The sequence below is a fragment of the Spongisporangium articulatum genome (assembly GCF_044465595.1).
Lineage (GTDB): Bacteria > Actinomycetota > Actinomycetes > Actinomycetales > Kineosporiaceae > Spongisporangium > Spongisporangium articulatum.
On the sequence record NZ_JBITLV010000007.1, the window covers coordinates 221,370 to 237,734 of the forward strand.

The 16,365-nt window shown below is 70.6% G+C and carries 15 protein-coding genes; 3 read left to right on the top strand and 12 right to left on the bottom strand.

The features are described 5' to 3' along the window. Positions 1–15: 15 nt before the first annotated feature. The 5 genes from ACIB24_RS20180 to ACIB24_RS20200 form a co-directional block, all read right to left on the bottom strand. Positions 16–636 (bottom strand): L-threonylcarbamoyladenylate synthase, encoded by a 621-nt coding sequence (locus ACIB24_RS20180; RefSeq protein WP_398283981.1) that lies wholly within the window; start codon positions 634–636, stop codon positions 16–18. 24 nt (positions 637–660) lie between these two features. Continuing rightward, on the bottom strand, positions 661–1,308 hold the full coding sequence (hisH, locus tag ACIB24_RS20185) for an imidazole glycerol phosphate synthase subunit HisH (protein ID WP_398283982.1): 648 nt from the start codon (positions 1,306–1,308) through the stop codon (positions 661–663). Positions 1,309–1,413: 105 nt separating this feature from the next. Then, positions 1,414–2,154, bottom strand: a complete 741-nt coding sequence (locus tag ACIB24_RS20190; RefSeq protein ID WP_398283983.1) for a succinate dehydrogenase/fumarate reductase iron-sulfur subunit — start codon at positions 2,152–2,154, stop codon at positions 1,414–1,416. Between the two features lie 16 nt (positions 2,155–2,170). After that, entirely contained in the window at positions 2,171–4,165 is a 1,995-nt protein-coding gene (locus tag ACIB24_RS20195; protein WP_398283984.1) for a fumarate reductase/succinate dehydrogenase flavoprotein subunit, read from the bottom strand. A 14-nt stretch (positions 4,166–4,179) separates the two neighbouring features. Then, positions 4,180–4,881: a succinate dehydrogenase cytochrome b subunit gene (locus tag ACIB24_RS20200; RefSeq protein ID WP_398284128.1), complete on the bottom strand. Its 702-nt coding sequence runs from the start codon at positions 4,879–4,881 to the stop codon at positions 4,180–4,182. A 101-nt stretch (positions 4,882–4,982) separates the two neighbouring features. Here ACIB24_RS20200 and ACIB24_RS20205 point away from each other — a divergent pair, with 101 nt between their 5' ends. Both ACIB24_RS20205 and ACIB24_RS20210 read left to right on the top strand, forming a co-directional pair. Beyond that, positions 4,983–5,945, top strand: a complete 963-nt coding sequence (locus ACIB24_RS20205) for a LysR family transcriptional regulator (RefSeq protein WP_398283985.1) — start codon at positions 4,983–4,985, stop codon at positions 5,943–5,945. Between the two features lie 376 nt (positions 5,946–6,321). Next, on the top strand, positions 6,322–7,167 hold the full coding sequence (locus ACIB24_RS20210) for a hypothetical protein (RefSeq protein WP_398283986.1): 846 nt from the start codon (positions 6,322–6,324) through the stop codon (positions 7,165–7,167). 18 nt (positions 7,168–7,185) lie between these two features. Here ACIB24_RS20210 and hisB read toward each other — a convergent pair whose 3' ends face one another. Genes hisB through hisD form a run of 4 tightly spaced genes read right to left on the bottom strand, consistent with a single transcriptional unit; the run spans position 7,186 to position 10,871 of the window. Then, positions 7,186–7,794, bottom strand: coding sequence for an imidazoleglycerol-phosphate dehydratase HisB (gene hisB, locus ACIB24_RS20215; RefSeq protein ID WP_398283987.1), 609 nt, complete (start codon positions 7,792–7,794; stop codon positions 7,186–7,188). Positions 7,795–7,820: 26 nt separating this feature from the next. Next, positions 7,821–8,933: a histidinol-phosphate transaminase gene (locus ACIB24_RS20220; RefSeq protein WP_398283988.1), complete on the bottom strand. Its 1,113-nt coding sequence runs from the start codon at positions 8,931–8,933 to the stop codon at positions 7,821–7,823. A 23-nt stretch (positions 8,934–8,956) separates the two neighbouring features. After that, the gene (locus ACIB24_RS20225; RefSeq protein WP_398283989.1) at positions 8,957–9,505 is read right to left on the bottom strand and encodes a DUF1697 domain-containing protein; all 549 of its coding nucleotides are present in this window, start codon (positions 9,503–9,505) and stop codon (positions 8,957–8,959) included. Positions 9,506–9,509: 4 nt separating this feature from the next. After that, complete coding sequence (gene hisD / locus ACIB24_RS20230; RefSeq protein ID WP_398283990.1) at positions 9,510–10,871, bottom strand: histidinol dehydrogenase; 1,362 nt, start codon at positions 10,869–10,871, stop codon at positions 9,510–9,512. Between the two features lie 34 nt (positions 10,872–10,905). Between hisD and ACIB24_RS20235 the strand changes: the two genes are divergently transcribed. Next, positions 10,906–11,610, top strand: a complete 705-nt coding sequence (locus ACIB24_RS20235; protein ID WP_398283991.1) for an LON peptidase substrate-binding domain-containing protein — start codon at positions 10,906–10,908, stop codon at positions 11,608–11,610. Positions 11,611–11,702: 92 nt separating this feature from the next. Here the strand turns inward: ACIB24_RS20235 and ybaK are convergent, their stop codons facing one another. From ybaK to dnaE, 3 genes are all read right to left on the bottom strand, one after another. Next, positions 11,703–12,212 carry a Cys-tRNA(Pro) deacylase gene (gene ybaK, locus ACIB24_RS20240; RefSeq protein ID WP_398283992.1) on the bottom strand — a complete coding sequence of 170 codons (510 nt, stop codon included), beginning with the start codon at positions 12,210–12,212 and terminating at the stop codon, positions 11,703–11,705. 83 nt (positions 12,213–12,295) lie between these two features. Continuing rightward, positions 12,296–12,802, bottom strand: a complete 507-nt coding sequence (locus ACIB24_RS20245) for a hypothetical protein (protein ID WP_398283993.1) — start codon at positions 12,800–12,802, stop codon at positions 12,296–12,298. Positions 12,803–12,807: 5 nt separating this feature from the next. Continuing rightward, positions 12,808–16,350 (bottom strand): DNA polymerase III subunit alpha, encoded by a 3,543-nt coding sequence (gene dnaE / locus ACIB24_RS20250; RefSeq protein WP_398283994.1) that lies wholly within the window; start codon positions 16,348–16,350, stop codon positions 12,808–12,810. Between the last annotated feature and the right edge of the window lie 15 nt (positions 16,351–16,365).

Consider the following 16,365-nt stretch of genomic DNA (forward strand, 5'->3'; position numbering starts at 1 on the left):
GCGCCAAGGTATCGCTCACTCGAAGCGGGACGGGTCCCCGGCCCCGACCCGGACCACGACGGGCTCGTCACCGGACAGGTCCACCACCGTCGTCGGCTCGACCCCGCAGTCGCCGGAGTCGAGGACGGCGTCGACCTGGTTGTCGAGCTCCTCCTTGATCTCCCACCCCTGGGTCAGCGGCTCCTCGTGGCCGGGCAGCAGCAGGGTGGAGGACAGCAGCGGCTCACCGAGCGCGGCGATCAGGGCCTGCGTGACCGTGTGGTCGGGGATGCGCACGCCGACCGTGTTCTTCTTCGGGTGCAGCAGCTGCTTCGGGACCTCCTTGGTCGCGGGCAGGATGAACGTGTAGCTGCCCGGCGTGGAGGCCTTGATCGCCCGGAACACCGCGTTGCTGACGATGACGAACTGGCCGAGCTGCGCGAAATCGCTGCACACCAGCGTGAAGTGGTGCTTGTCGTCGAGCCGGCGGATCTCCCGGATCCGGCGTAGCCCCTCGCGGTTGGCGAGCCGGCAGCCCAGCGCGTAGCAGGAGTCGGTCGGGTAGGCGACCAGGCCGCCGTCCTTGATCAGGTCGACGGTCTGCGCGATGGCGCGGGGCTGGGGATTGTCCGGGTGGACGTCGAGGTAGCGGGCCACGCAAAGACCCTAGACCTCGAGGGCTCAGAGGGCGGCGAGCCAGTTGTGCAGGAGGCGGAGCCCCGCCTCACCCGACTTCTCGGGGTGGAACTGGGTGGCGCACAGGGCGCCGTTCTCGACCGCGGCGACGAACGGGACGCCGTGCGTCGTCCAGGTGACCAGCGGCGCCCGCAGCGGGCTGTCCTCCTCGCCGGGGCCGGGCAGCTGCCACGTCTGCACGCCGTAGGAGTGGACGAAGTAGAACCGCTCGTCCTCGACGCCGGCGAAGAGGGTCGACCCGGCCGGCACGTCGACCGTGTTCCAGCCCATGTGCGGGACGACGTCGGCCTTCAGCTTCTCGACGGTGCCGGGCCACTCGCCCAGCCCGCGGACCTCACCCTCGAACTCGACCGACCGGTCGAAGAGGACCTGGAGCCCCACACAGATGCCGAGTACCGGGCGGCCGCCGGCCAGCCGACGTTCGATGATGCGGTCCCCGTGGACCGCGCGCAGACCGTCGGCCACCGCGGAGAACGCGCCGACCCCGGGGACGACGAGCCCGTCGGCCTCGGTGGCGACCCGCGGGTCGGCGGTCAGCGTGACCGCCGCGCCGGCCCGTTCGAGGGCCCGCACGGCCGAGCGCACGTTGCCCGACCCGTAGTCGAGCACGACGACGTCGGGCTGCGAGGACATACCCCCACCATAGTTCGTGATCATGCAGAAACGTCCGCCGCGGTCCGCGGCCGATCCGACCGCAGCCCGCCGGGCGGACGTTTCTGCATGATCACGAACCGAGGGTCAGCCCTTGGACAGGGCCCGGCGGTACTCCTTGTTCAGGTTGGCGATGCTCGTGAAGGGGATCTCCTTCGGGCAGGCCAGCGTGCAGTTGCCGGTGTTGGTGCAGCCACCGAAGCCCTCGGCGTCCATCTGCCCGACCATGTTGATCACGCGGGACTCGCGCTCCGGGCCGCCCTGCGGGAGCAGGTTCAGGTGTGTGACCTTGGCGCTGGTGAACAGCATCGCCGCACCGTTCGGACAGGACGCCACGCAGGCGCCGCACCCGATGCACGTGGCGTTGTTGAACGCCTCGTCCGCGTCGGCCTTGGGCACCGGGGTGGCGTGGGCCTCGGGGGCGACGCCGGTCGGGGCGGTGATGAAGCCACCGGCGCCGATGATGCGGTCGAACGAGGAGCGGTCGACGACCAGGTCCTTGATCACCGGGAAGGCCCGCGAGCGCCACGGCTCGATGACGATCTCGTCACCGTCCTTGAAGCTGCGCATCTGCAACTGGCAGGTGGTGGTCTGGACCGGGCCGTGCGCCTCACCGTTGATCACGACACCGCAGGAGCCGCAGATGCCCTCGCGGCAGTCGTGGTCGAAGGCCACCGGGTCCTGACCGTCGAGCGTCAGCTTCTCGTTGAGCGTGTCGAGCATCTCGAGGAACGACATGTCCTCGGAGACCTCGTCCAGCTCGTAGTCGACGATGCCGCCCTTGTCGGCCGCGTCCTTCTGACGCCAGATCTTGAGCTTGAGCTTCATGAGTGGGTACTGCTCCTCAGGCGTAGCTGCGCTGGGCCGGGTGGACGTAGTCGAAGATCAGTTCTTCCTGGTGCAGAACCGGTTTCACGGGCTCCGCCGGGTCGCTGCCCTCGGGCAGGATCGGCGCCTCGGGGCCGCCGTACTCCCACGCCGCGGCGAACGAGAAGTTCTCGTCGTCGCGGGCCGCCTCGCCGTCCTCGGTCTGGCTCTCCTCGCGGAAGTGACCGCCGCACGACTCCCTGCGCATCAGCGCGTCGATGCACATCAGCTCGCCGAGCTCCAGGAAGTCGGCGACCCGGTTGGCCCGCTCCAGCGACTGGTTCAGCTCGACGCCGGTGCCCGGGATCTTCACCCGGGCCCAGAACTCCTTGCGCAGCTCACGGATCGCGCTGATGGCCTTGCGCAGGCCGGCGTCGTTGCGGGCCATGCCGCAGTAGTCCCACATGATCTGGCCGAGCTCGCGGTGGAACGAGTCGACCGTGCGGTCGCCGTTGATCGACAGCAGCCGGTCGATGCGGGCCTTGACCCCGGTCTCGACCTCGGCGACCTCGGGCGCGTCGGTGGCGACCGGGGCCAGCTTGTTCGAGGCGATGTAGTTGTTCAGCGTGGGCGGCAGCACGAAGTAGCCGTCGGCCAGGCCCTGCATCAGCGCACTCGCGCCCAGCCGGTTGGCGCCGTGGTCGGAGAAGTTGGCCTCACCGATCGCGAACAGCCCCGGGATCGTCGTCTGCAGGTCGTAGTCCACCCACAGGCCACCCATCGTGTAGTGCACGGCGGGGTAGATCCGCATGGGCTGCTTGTACGGGTCCTCGTCGGTGATCCGGGCGTACATGTCGAAGAGGTTCCCGTACTTGGCCCGCACGGCCTCCTCGCCCATCCGCTTGATCGCGTCGGCGAAGTCGAGGTAGACGCCCTGCCCGCCGGGGCCGACGCCGCGGCCCTCGTCGCAGACGTTCTTGGCGGCCCGGGACGCGATGTCGCGAGGCACCAGGTTGCCGAACGCCGGGTAGATGCGCTCCAGGTAGTAGTCGCGCTCGGCCTCGGGGATCTCGGCGGCCGGGCGGGTGTCGCCGTGCTTCTTGGGCACCCAGATGCGGCCGTCGTTGCGCAGCGACTCGCTCATCAGCGTGAGCTTCGACTGGTGGTCGCCGCTGCGCGGGATGCAGGTCGGGTGGATCTGGGTGTAGCAGGGGTTGCCGAAGTAGGCGCCGCGGCGGTGGGCCCGCCAGATCGCCGAGGTGTTCGACCCCTTGGCGTTGGTCGACAGGTAGAAGACGTTGCCGTACCCGCCGGTGGCCAGGACGACGGCGTCACCGAGGTGGGTGCTCAGCTCACCGGTGACCAGGTTGCGGGCCACGATGCCACGGGCCCGCCCGTCGATCACGATCAGGTCGAGCATCTCGTGCCGGGCGTGCATCTCGACGTTGCCGGCCGCGATCTGGCGGGACAGCGCCTGGTAGGCCCCGATCAGCAGCTGCTGGCCCGTCTGGCCGCGCGCGTAGAACGTGCGCTGCACCTGGACGCCCCCGAACGAGCGGGTGTCGAGCAGGCCGCCGTACTCCCGCGCGAACGGCACGCCCTGCGCGACGCACTGGTCGATGATCTCCACGCTGGTCTGGGCCAGGCGGTAGATGTTCGACTCGCGGCCGCGGAAGTCGCCGCCCTTAACCGTGTCGTAGAAGAGCCGGTAGATCGAGTCGCCGTCGTTGCGGTAGTTCTTCGCGGCGTTGATCCCGCCCTGCGCGGCGATCGAGTGCGCGCGCCGCGGGCTGTCCTGGAAACAGAACTGGACGACGTGGTAGCCCTGCTCGGCCAGCGTCGCGCCGGCCGACCCGCCGGCCAGGCCGGTGCCGACCACGATGATCTTGTGCTTGCGGCGGTTGGCCGGGTTCACCAGCTTGGCCGCGAAACGGCGCTTGTCCCAGCGCTCCTCGATCGGGCCCTCGGGTGCCTTGGTGTCCTTGACGGGCTCGCCGACCGACCAGAGGTCGTCTGCGGGAAGGGTGCTCATGTCGTCTGTCCCTCTCAGTCCACTAGTCCGAAGGCGACCGAGAACGGCACCACCAGGAAGCCGACGGTGATCAGCACCGCGACCGTCACCGCGACCGTGCGGTACGACGCCGTGGTGGCCGGGCCGACGCCGAGCGTCGTCGCCGCGCTCCACAGGCCGTGTGCGATGTGCAGGCAGAGCGCGAGCATCGCCACGGTGTAGGCGAGCGTCACGTACCAGGTGCTGAAGTCGGCGGTCATCCGCTCGTAGACGTCCGCTCCGGCCGGGGCCGGGTTCAGCTTCGCGGCCGACAGGTCGAGCAGGTGGTAGATCACGAAGAGCAGCAGGATCACGCCGCCCCAGCGCATGGTGCTGGCGGCGTAGCCGCCCTTGCGCCGGGCGGTGTAGCCGACCGGGCGGGCCTGCACGTCCTGCTTGGTCAGCGAGGCCGCCGACCAGACGTGCGCGACCAGGGCGACCAGCAGCACGGCCCGCTGGATCCACAGGTACATGCCGTGCAGCAGCAGCGGCTCACCGATGGTCCGCAGCCAGGCCGCGTAGTGGTCGAACCCTTCCTGTCCCTCGTAGAACTTGAGGTTCCCCAGCATGTGCACGATCACGAAGGCGAGCATGAGCAGGCCGGTGACGGCCATGATCATCTTCTTGCCGACGGCCGATCGGTGCAGGGTGCTCAGGGACGTCGCCCGCTTGCTCGCAGGGGCGGTCTTCGCTGTCACAGCCACAGCCCGCACGCTAGGGCACCGCGCCTCGGTAGGTCCAAGAGAAGTAACCGCTCATCACGATAGGTGTCGCCTATACCTGCAGTACGCTGCTCCTCATGCAGCTCCACCAGCTCCAGTACTTCGTCGCCGTCGCCCGGACCCGGCACTTCACCCGGGCCGCGCAGGAGCTGCGGATCGCCCAGCCGTCGCTGTCGCAGCAGATCAAGGCCCTCGAACGCTCGCTGGGCACCGAGCTGATCGAGCGCACCCGGGGCAACATCGGCCTCACTCCGGCCGGGGAGGCGCTGCTGCCCATCGCCCAGCGCATCGTGGCCGATGTCGAGATGGCCCGCCAGGAGGTCCACGAGCTGGTCGAACTGCGCCGGGGCCGGGTGCGCCTGGGCGCACCCCCGAGCCTGCTCACGGGGCTGCTGCCGGACGTCGCCCGCGAGTTCCGGGTCCGCTACCCCGGCATCCACCTGATGATCGAGGAGAGCGGTTCCCAGAATCTGGTCGCGAAGGCGGCGACCGGCGAGCTCGACCTGGCCCTCGTCGTCCTGCCGTTGCGGCGGGCCGACCCGACCCTGCAGACCGCTCCCCTGCTCCGCGAGGAGCTCGTGGTCGTCTCCTCGACGCAGGAGCCGGCCCCCACGCGGGACGGCCGCCCGATCGCGGTCTCGGAACTGGAAGGCCGGCCGCTCGTGATGTTCCGGCCCGGCTACGACCTGCGCGAGGTGACCATGGACGCCTGCCGCGCCGAGGGTTTCGAGCCGACCCTGGTGGTCGAGGGGGGCGAGATGGACGCCGTGCTGAGCATGGTCGCCGCCGGCCTCGGCTGGGCGGTGCTGCCGAGCACGGTCGCCGAGGGCCGCGCGTCCCACCGGGTCACGCAGTTCGCCGCCCCCGGCCTGGCCCGCACGATCGGCGTCGCGCACCGCCGCGACGTGCCCCTGCCGGGGGCCGCCCGGGAACTGCAGACCGTCCTGCTGGAGTACCTGGCCGAGCAGGACCGGTCCGGCCGACTGCCGGCCGGCACCCGGTTGATGGTCGGGCTGAGCGGAAGCGCGGTCGGCGTCTGAAACCCGGGACCGTGCCGAGTTGATGTGATGTGCATCACGCGGCCCCAGCGGCACCGACCGCCCCCACGCCGACCGGGCGGACGTCGTCCCCCGGGCTGCGGCGCCCCGCCCGCCAGCGCTTTCCGCGCCCACGCACAGGCGCCGCAAGGGTTGTGGTCGCGCCCCCCGTCACGCGACCACAACCCTCGGCCATGCCCGCCGGGGCCCCGGAAGTGTGAACGGCCCCGTCTACGCGCCGGAATCGCGGCGCCGCGCAACTACTGTGGGGTGCTCTGGACAGGAGCACCCATTCGGTGCTCACGGACCGAAGACGGACCATGACGGACGATCACGGAGGGGCGTCGTGTCAGGAACAGGTCAGGCCGAAAGGGACAGTGTGCCCGATGCGGCGCAGATGTGGGCGGCCCGGCTCGGAGACCAGGACGACGACCTCTCCGCCGTGCTGCGCCACGTGCGGGTCAACCGACTCCCCGCGACCCGCGCCGCGTGGGCGAACAGCTGGCAGACCCGCGAGTTCCTCAACCTCGGGCTGCTGATCCTGCACGAGCACCAGTTGCAGCAGGGCACCTCCGCCCAGGGCGACGGCGTGAAGCTCAGCAGCACGCTGACCCCCGAGAACCTGGCCAACACGGCCCAGTTGAAGGTCGCCGACCCCGACCGGGCCTCCGTCCTGTCCGTGGTGCGCTGGAAGGAGACCTGGGGGCACCAGGCCGCCTACACCGAGGACCTGATCGCCTACCTGTTCCGGCCCGGCCCGCAGGAACGCCGCATCGCCACCGTGCGCGAGGCGGTCCTGGTCACCGACCCGGACCTGCCCTACGCGAAGTACGTCCGACTGGCCACCGACGCCCTCTTCCAGGCCGCCGCGGAGGACCCGGTGCTCCGCCTGCAGCAGTGGATCCAGGCGGCCATCCCCGGCCACCCGTCGGTGCTCACCCACGCCCTGAGGGTGGACGAACTCAGCCGCGAACTGTGGACGGTCATCCTCGAGAAGAACATGACGGCCTACGGGCTGACCCCCAAGCACGGGGTCACGTTCGCCGACCTGGCGGCCGCCGTCCGGTACGCGATCGCCGGCCTGCTGCTGGTCCGCGAGCCGGGCACGCTGCCGCCGGCGATGGCCTCCGGCGACTCGCCGCTGGCCGCGATCTCGCTGTCCCTGGCCGCCGCCTACTGCGACGTCACGCTGGACGACCTGGAGACCCGGCTGCCCACGATCTGACCCGCTGTACGAACGGCTCTACAGCGAGCCCTTGGTGCTCGGGACGCCGGACACGCGCGGGTCGGGCTCGATCGCGGCCCGCAGGGCCCGGGCGAACGCCTTGAACTGCGTCTCCACGATGTGGTGCGGGTCGCGGCCGCCGAGCACGCGGATGTGCAGGGCGATCGCGGCGTGGAACGCGATGGTCTCGAACACGTGCCGGGTCAGGCTGCCGATGTACTGGCCGCCGATCAGCACCTGCTCCTGCCCGGCGGGCTCCCCCTCGTGCACGCAGTACGGGCGGCCGCTGACGTCGACCACGGCCTGCACCAGCGCCTCGTCGAGCGGGACCACGGCATCACCGAACCGGCGCACCCCGGCCTTGTCGCCGAGCGCCTGGCGCAACGCCTCACCGAGCACGATCGCCACGTCCTCCACGGTGTGGTGGGCGTCGATGTGCAGGTCGCCCGTCGCCGTGACGGCCAGGTCGATCAGCGAGTGTTTCGACAGCGACGTGAGCATGTGGTCGTAGAAGCCGACCCCGGTGGAGATCTGCGACTGGCCCGTGCCGTCGAGGTCGAGCTCGACGACGACGCTGGACTCCTTCGTCGTGCGCTCGATGCGTGCGGTCCGGTTGGCCGAGGTCATCGTTTCTCGTTCTCCTTCAGGGGGTTTCAGTCGAGCAGGCTGTCGGCCAGCGCGTCCAGGAACTTCGTCGTCTCGGCCTCGGTGCCGGCGGTGACGCGCAGGTGGTTCGGGATGCCGACGTCGCGCACCAGGACGCCGCGGCTCAGCAGCGAGCGCCAGGTCGCCTCCGCGTCGGGGAGCCCGCCGAACAGCACGAAGTTGGCGTCGCTGGGCGCGGGCGGCAGCCCGAGCGCCGCAACGTCGGTGACGATCCGGTCGCGCTGCTCCTTGATCGCCTCCACGGTGGCCAGGAGGACGTCGGCGTGCCACAACGCGGCGCGGGCCACCGCCTGCGTGACCGAGGACAGGTGGTACGGCAGACGCACCAGGCGCAGCGCGTCGGTCACGGCCGGGTCGGCGGCCAGGTAGCCGAGCCGCCCGCCGGCCAGCGCGAAGGCCTTGCTCATCGTCCGGGTCACGATCAGCCGCTCCCGGCCCGGCAGCAGGGTGAGCGCGCTGGGCGTGCCCGGGCGCGCGAACTCCGCGTACGCCTCGTCGACCACCAGCACACCGTCGGTCGCCTCGTAGGCCGCGCGGACGACGTCCAGGTCGAGCGCCGTCCCGGTCGGGTTGTTCGGCGAGCAGAGGAAGGTCACGTCGGGGCGGTGCTTCTCGATCTGCTCGACCGTCAGGTCCAGGCCGAGGTCGAAGACGTCGGCGTCGGTGCCGCGCAGCCCGTCGACCCACGCGGTGCCGATCCCGGTGCTGATGATCGGGTGCATCGAGTACGACGGCGTGAACCCCAGCGCCGTGCGGCCCGGACCGCCGAACGCCTGGAGGACGTGCTGCAGGACCTCGTTCGAGCCGTTGCCCGCCCACAGCTGGTCGGCGGTCAGGTCGTGACCGAGGTACGCGGCCAGGTCCTCGCGCAGGCCGGTGAACTCGCGGTCGGGGTAGCGGTTCAGGTGCTTGGCCTCACGGCGGACGGCCTCGACGACCGCCGCGATCACCTCGTCCGGCACGTCGTAGCTGTTCTCGTTGGTGTTCAGCCGCACGGCGACGTCCAGCTGCGGCGCCCCGTACGGGACCTTTCCGCGCAGATCGTCCCGAATCGGCAGGCGCGACAGCACGTCGTCCCGCTCGCTCACAGTGCTCGACACCCCGCGATTCTACGGGCCGGGAGCTACGGGGCCGTCATCTCCACGAGCTTGACCACGGTGTTCCAGTTCCGCGCCGTGGCCGGGACCTTCAGGGCGCGCTGCAACGGGGGCAGGAGCTTGGAGCGGCCTTGCCCGTCGGGCAGGCGCAGGTAGATGCGGTCGTCGACGAGCGCGAACTCGTCGGGGGCGAACTGGGCCTGGTCGAACTCGGCCAGGCGTTTGCGACCCGCCGCGTCGAGGGCGTCGATCAGCCACCAGACGACGTGCTTGGTCGGCTCCGCCTCCGGCCTCGGGTACGGGCAGTCGGCGACCACGGCCTCCAGCTGGGCGTGGGTCTGGGCGAGGACCCGGATGTCGAGCCCGAACTCGCTCTTGATCAGTTTCTCGACGCGCTTCTGCAGGGCGGCGGGCGTCCCGCTCGCGGTGACGACGGCCTGGCCGGACTGCAGGTAGGTGGCGACGTCGTCCAGGCCGTCGGTCTCCAACGCGGCGCGGAAGTCCTTCATCGACAGCTTGACGCCGCCGACGTTCACCCCGCGCAGCAGCAGCGCGTACCGCTCTCTGCCGGCCATACGGCTAGTCCCGCTGGTCCCGGAACCGGGCCGAGACCGCCTGGCCGTGGGCCGGCAGGTCTTCCGCGGCCGACAGGGCCAGCACGTGGTGGGCGACCTCCTGCAGTGCGGCCCGGTCGTAGTTCACGACGTGGATGCCGCGCAGGAACGACTGGACGCTCAGGCCGCTGGAGTGGATGGCGCAACCACCCGTGGGCAGCACGTGGTTCGAGCCCGCGCAGTAGTCGCCCAGGCTGACCGGCGACCAGGCCCCGACGAAGACGGCGCCCGCGTTGCGTACGCGAGCGGCGACGGCGTCGGCGTCGGCGGTCTGGATCTCCAGGTGTTCGGCGGCGTAGGCGTCGACGACGGCCAGCCCGTCCTCGACGTCGGTGACCAGCACCGTCGCGGACTGCGGGCCCGACAGCGCGGTGGTGACCCGTTCGACGTGCTTGGTGGCCGCGACCTGGCGGGCCAGCTCGGCGTCGACCGCGTCGGCGAGCGCCTCGGAGTCGGTGACCAGGACCGAGGCGGCCAGCGGGTCGTGCTCGGCCTGGCTGATCAGGTCGGCGGCCACGTGCACCGGGTCGGCCGTGTCGTCGGCCAGGATCGCGATCTCGGTCGGCCCGGCCTCGGAGTCGATGCCGATCAGGCCCTGGAGCAGCCGCTTCGCCGCGGCGACGTAGACGTTGCCGGGCCCCGTGACGACGTCCACCGGCTCGCACGCCCACAGCTCGTCGTCCGCGTCGCGCGCCCCGTAGGCGAACATGGCGACCGCCTGCGCGCCGCCCACGGCGTAGACCTCGTCGACGCCGAGCAGGGCGCAGGCGGCGAGGATCGTCGGGTGCGGAAGGCCCTCGAAACCGGGCGGGTTGTCCTTCTGCGCCGGGCTCGTCACGGCGATGGACTCGACGCCCGCCTCCTGCGCCGGGACGACGTTCATCACCACGCTGCTCGGGTAGACGGCCAGGCCACCGGGCACGTAGAGCCCGACCCGGCCGACCGGCACCCAGCGTTCGGTCACGGTGCCGCCGGGCACGACCTGGGTGGTGTGGTCGCTCCGGCGCTGGGCCGCGTGCACGCGGCGGGCGCGGGCGATCGACTCCTGCAGCGCGGCCGTGACCTCGGCGTCGAGGGATTCCAGCGCACGGCCCAGCGCCGCGTGCGGGACCCGGACGTGCTCCAGCCGGACGCCGTCGAACCGTTCGGTCAGGTCGATCAGGGCGTTCAGCCCGTCGACGCGGACCTGCTCGCAGATCGGACGGACCGCTTCCAGGGCCTGCTCGACCCCGATCGAAGCCCGGGGGACGGCGTTGCGCAGGGACCGGGAGTCGAGGCGGCCGGACGGGCCACGCTGGGCGTCGCGGAGGTCGAGACGGCGGATCACGACCGCGAGTTTACCCGTGCCATAGCCTGGCCCCATGCCCGCGCACCTGCCCCTGTTCCCGCTCGGCACGGTGCTCGTGCCGGGGCTGGTGCTGCCGCTGCACATCTTCGAACCCCGCTACCGCGAACTGGTCGCCGACCTGCAGGACAAGCCCGAGGACCAGCGACTGTTCGGCGTGATCGCCGCCCGCTCGGTCGAACCGGCCACCCTGCAGGGCACGGAACTGCCGGATGCCGGGACGCCGGCGCTCCCGGCCCGGTCCCGGTTCCCCGAGTTGTTCCGGGTCGGCTGCACCGCGCTGGTGCAGGAGGTCACGTCTTACGACGACGGCCGGTACGACATCGTGGCCGTCGGCCAGGACCGGTTCCGGCTGGTCCAGCTGCTGCCCGACGCCGGGACGTCGTACCTGACGGCGCAGGTCGAGTACCTCGACGAACCCGACGGTGAGGACGAGGTGACCTACCTGGCCGAGCTGGTCGGGCTGCGGTTCGCGGCCTACCGCGAACGGCTCCGCGTCGAGCAGTCGGGCGTGCCGACCGACCCGCGCGTGCTCTCCTACCTGGTGGCCGCCGCGGCCGCCCTCGACCTGAGGGAACGCCAGCAGCTGCTGGAGGCCGGCTCGACCGCCGAACGGCTGCGGGCCGAGCTGGCGCTGCTGCGCCGGGAGATCGGGCTGCTCGACGCCTTCGCGGCCCTGCCCGCCGTCGACCTCCCCCGCGCCCCGATCGCCCCCAACTGACCCGCCCTCCCCCGTTGACTCGGGAGGAGGCGCGTCAGCGCCGACGGAGCACAAACGCATGACCTCCGCGTTGATCATGCACAAACGCATGGTCAGCGGCGCGTCGAGATGGGGGCGACGCGCGCCTGCGTCAGTCGCACCAGCTCGGCGGGGGCGAGTTCGACGTCCAGGCCGCGCTTGCCACCGCTGACGAAGACGGTCGTCCGTTCCAGGGCGCTGGCGTCGACGACCGTCGGCAGCCGTTTGCGTTGCCCGAGCGGGCTGATCCCACCCACGACGTAGCCGGTGGTCCGCTCGGCCACCGCCGGATCGGCCATCGCGGCGCGCTTTCCGCCCGCGGCCGCGGCCAGCGCCTTCAGGTCGAGCAGGCCGCTGACCGGGACGACGGCGACCCACAGGCTGCCGTCCACCTCGGCCAGCAGGGTCTTGAACACCGCATCGGGGTCGGCGCCGATCGCCGCCGCGGCCTCCGCGCCGAACGCCACGTCGCGCCCCTCCCGCGAGCGGTCGGCCGCCTCGTAGGCGTGCAGGGTGTGCGCGACACCGGCAGTGATGAGCTCCCGCACCGCAGGGGTCTCACCGGCAGGCTTCTTCTTGGCCACGCCTCAGCCTCTCAGGCGCCGATGCTGCGTTTGCGCATGATCACCGCGCTAGTCATGCGTTTGCGCATGATCAACGGGGGGGGTCAGCGGGCGTGGGACGGCGGGCGCTGGGCCCAGTCGCCCCACTCACCGTCCGGGCCGCCGTCCGGGCCGCCGTGCGGTTCTCCGGCCGCGTCGAAGCGCTCCGACGTCCAGGGCAGCAGCGAGGCCGTGAACAGGCCGAGCGCCGTGGCGATCGGCCAGGCCAGGAGCACCCCCGGGCCCAGCAGGGAGGCGCCTCCGAAGAGGTACAGGACCGGCCAGGTGATCAGCCCGCCGAGCAGCGAGCCGAGCACGGCCGAGGCGCAGCGGGTCACCGGCCGGGCGGTCGGCCGCACCAGAACCCAGGTGGCGGTGAGGATCCCGGCCACGATGCCGAGCAGGGCCAGCGTCACATCGGCGCTGGCGTTGACCTCGTCGCTGTCGCCCAGGTGCCGGGTCAGCGGGTAGAGCCCGCGCCGGGCCGCGGCCAGCAGGACGCCGACCAGCACCAGGCGCGCCACGAACGGGGCTTGAGCCCGCACCACCGGCCAGGCCCGCTTCAACGACACGGGACTCAGACTAGGCAGTTGGGGCCCAGGATCTGTTTCAGGTCCCCGAACAGCGACGTCGACGGCGTGACCCGCAGCCCGTCGTCCAGCTTCAGCACCTGCACCCGGCCGGGCTGCTGGAGCTGCAGGTGCACCTCGGTCACCCCCGGGTAGTTGGTCAACACGTCCTTCAGCCGCTCGACGACCGGCGGCGTGCACTTGGCCAACGGCATCGTCACGACGACGGGGCCGCGGTCGCCGATGTCGAGGTCGGGGATCTTGAGCTCGGAGCCGTAGATGGTGGGCACGTCGTCCCGCCGGTTGACCCGGCCGCGGACGCAGACGATGAGGTCCTCGGCGAGCACGTGCGAGATCGTCTCGTAGGTCTTGGGGAAGAACAGCACCTCGATGGCACCGTCCAGGTCCTCGACCGTGGCGATCGCCCAGGGGCTGCCGTTCTTGGTCATCTTGCGCTGCAACGAGCTGATCATCCCGGCGATGGTGACCGTCGCGCCGTCCGGCCGACCGTCGTCCCCGGTCAGCGCCGAGATCGAGCAGTCCGACTCCTTCGACAGGATGTGCTCGACGCCGAACAGCGGATGGTCGGAGACGTACAGCCCCAACATCTCCCGCTCGAACGCGAGCTTCTCCTTCTTGTCGAACTCCGGCAGGTCGACGATCTGCACCGACAGGCCCATCGCCTCGCCGCCGTCGTCCGCGCCGAGGCCCGCGAACAGGTCGAACTGCCCCACGGCCTCCTGCCGCTTGATCGCGATGACCTCGTCGACCGCGTCCTCGTGCTTGGCCAGCAGCGACCGCCGCGACTGCCCCAGGGAGTCGAAAGCACCCGCCTTGATGAGGGATTCGATCGTCCTCTTGTTGCAGGCGACCGCGGAGACCTTCTGCAGGTAGTCGGTGAACGAGGCGTAGCGGCCCTGCTCCTCGCGGGCCGCGACGATCGCGTCGACGACGTTGATGCCGACGTTGCGGATGGCGGCGAGCCCGAACCGGATGTCCGTGCCGACCGGCGTGAAGTTCGCCGCCGACTCGTTCACGTCGGGCGGCAGCACCTTGATGCCCAGCCGGCGGCACTCGTTCAGGTAGAGCGCCGACTTGTCCTTGTCGTCCCGGACACTCGTCAGCAGCGCGGCCATGTACTCGGCCGTGTAGTTGGCCTTGAGGTACGCCGTCCAGTAGGAGACGAGGCCGTACGCCGCGGAGTGCGCCTTGTTGAAGGCGTAGTCGGAGAACGGGACGAGCACGTCCCACAGGGCCTTGATGGAGGCGGCGCTGAACCCGTTCGCCTTCATCCCGCCCTCGAAGCCGACGTACTCGGCGTCCAGGACCTCACGCTTCTTCTTGCCCATCGCCCGGCGCAGCAGGTCGGCCTTGCCGAGCGTGTAGCCGGCCAGCCGCTGGGCGATCTCCATGACCTGTTCCTGGTAGACGATCAGGCCGTACGTGGTGCCGAGGATCGGCTCCAGCGCCTCGGCGAGTTCGTCGTGCGGGTACGAGATCTCCTGCTGCTTGTTCTTGCGCAGCGCGTAGTTGGTGTGCGAGTTCGCGCCCATGGGGCCGGGCCGGTAGAGCGCGCCGACGGCCGAGATGTCCTCGAAGTTGTCGGGCTGCATCAACCGCAGCAGGGCCCGCATCGGACCGCCGTCGAACTGGAAGACGCCGAGCGTGTCACCGCGGCCGAGCAGCTTGTACGTCTCGGGGTCGTTCAGGTCCTTCGACAGGGCGTCCAGGTCGATGTCGACGCCGCGGTTCAGCTTCACGTTGACGATGGCGTCGTCGAGGATGGTCAGGTTCCGCAGGCCCAGGAAGTCCATCTTGACCAGCCCGAGCGACTCGCAGCTCGGGTAGTCGAACTGGGTGATGATCTGGCCGTCCTGCTCCCGCTTCATGATCGGGATGACGTCGAGCAGCGGCTCGCTCGACATGATCACGCCGGCCGCGTGCACGCCCCACTGCCGCTTCAGGTTCTCCAGCCCGCGGGCCGTCTCGACGACGCGCGCGACGTCCTCGTCTCCTGCGTGGAGCTGGCGGAACTCCTCGGCCTCCTTGTAGCGGGGGTGGGCCGGGTCGAAGATCCCCGACAGCGGGATGTCCTTGCCCATCACCGCGGGCGGCATGGCCTTCGTCATCCGCTCGCCGAGCGAGAACGGGTACCCCAGAACCCGTCCCGCGTCCTTCAGGGCCTGCTTGGCCTTGATCGTGCCGTAGGTGACGATCTGCGCGACCCGGTCGTCGCCGTACTTCTCGGTGACGTAGCGGATGGTCTCGCCCCGGCGACGTTCGTCGAAGTCGACGTCGAAGTCGGGCATCGACATGCGTTCGGGGTTGAGGAACCGCTCGAAGATCAGGCCGTGCTGCAGCGGGTCGAGGTCGGTGATGCGCATGGCGTACGCGCACATCGAGCCGGCCCCGGAACCACGGCCCGGGCCGACCCGGATGCCGTTCTCCTTCGACCAGTTGATGAAGTCGGCGACGACGAGGAAGTACCCGGCGTACCCCTTCGAGGTGATGACCTCGATCTCGTACTGCGCCTGCTTGCGCACGTCGTCCGGCACGCCGTTCGGGTAGCGGCGCAGCAGGCCGCTCTCGACCTCCTTGACGAACCAGGACTCCTCGTTCTCCCCGGGCGGGCAGGGGAACCGGGGCATGTACTGCCCCTCCCCCTCGGAGAACGACACGTCGCACCGCTCGGCGATGAGCAACGTGTTGTCGCAGGCCTCGGGCAGCTCGCTCCAGACCTGGCGCATCTCGGCCGGGCTCTTCAGGTAGAACTCGTCGGCGTCGAACTTGAACCGCTTCGGGTCGGCCAGCGTCGACCCGGACTGCACGCACAGCAGGACGGCGTGCGCCTGCGCGTCCTCCGCGCGGGTGTAGTGCAGGTCGTTGGTGGCCAGCAGCGGCAGCTTCAGGTCGCGGGCCAGCTTCAGCAGGTCCTGCTGGATGCGGCGCTCGATGCCGAGGCCGTGGTCCATCAGCTCGCAGAAGAAGTTGTCGGGGCCGAACAGGTCGCGGTACTCGGCGGCCGCCTGCACGGCCTCCTTGTACTGACCCAGCCGCAGCCGGGTCTGCACCTCACCCGAGGGGCAGCCCGTCGTCGCGATGATGCCCTCGCTGTACGTCGTGAGCAGCTCGCGGTCCATGCGGGGCTTGTAGAACTGCCCCTCCAGGCTGGCCCGCGACGCCAACCGGAAGAGGTTGTGCATGCCGGTCGTGTTCTCGGCCAGCAACGTCATGTGCGTGTAGGCCCCGGTGCCCGACACGTCGTCGCCGGGGCTGGTCGACGCATCGCCCCAGCGCACCCGGGTGCGGTCGCCGCGCGCCGTGCCGGGGGTGAGGTACGCCTCGACGCCGATGATCGGCTTGACCCCGTGCTTCTTGGCCTTCTTCCAGAACTCGTACGCGCCGAAGACGAACCCGTGGTCGGTCGTCGCGACGGCGGGCATGCCCATCCGGGCGGCCTCGGCGAACAGGTCGTCGATCTTCGCCGCACCGTCGAGCATCGAGTACTCGGTGTGCACGTGCAGATGGACGAACGAGTCCGTCGACGGCATGGGTGGGCGCCTCCC

Coding starts and splice junctions, on each gene's coding strand:
- hisH (WP_398283982.1), bottom strand. CDS start 1,308: ATGTCCTCGCAGCCCGACGTCGTCGTGCTCGACTACGGGTCGGGCAAC.
- ACIB24_RS20190 (WP_398283983.1), bottom strand. CDS start 2,154: ATGAAGCTCAAGCTCAAGATCTGGCGTCAGAAGGACGCGGCCGACAAG.
- ACIB24_RS20195 (WP_398283984.1), bottom strand. CDS start 4,165: ATGAGCACCCTTCCCGCAGACGACCTCTGGTCGGTCGGCGAGCCCGTC.
- ACIB24_RS20205 (WP_398283985.1), top strand. CDS start 4,983: ATGCAGCTCCACCAGCTCCAGTACTTCGTCGCCGTCGCCCGGACCCGG.
- hisB (WP_398283987.1), bottom strand. CDS start 7,794: ATGACCTCGGCCAACCGGACCGCACGCATCGAGCGCACGACGAAGGAG.
- ACIB24_RS20225 (WP_398283989.1), bottom strand. CDS start 9,505: ATGGCCGGCAGAGAGCGGTACGCGCTGCTGCTGCGCGGGGTGAACGTC.
- ACIB24_RS20235 (WP_398283991.1), top strand. CDS start 10,906: ATGCCCGCGCACCTGCCCCTGTTCCCGCTCGGCACGGTGCTCGTGCCG.
- dnaE (WP_398283994.1), bottom strand. CDS start 16,350: ATGCCGTCGACGGACTCGTTCGTCCATCTGCACGTGCACACCGAGTAC.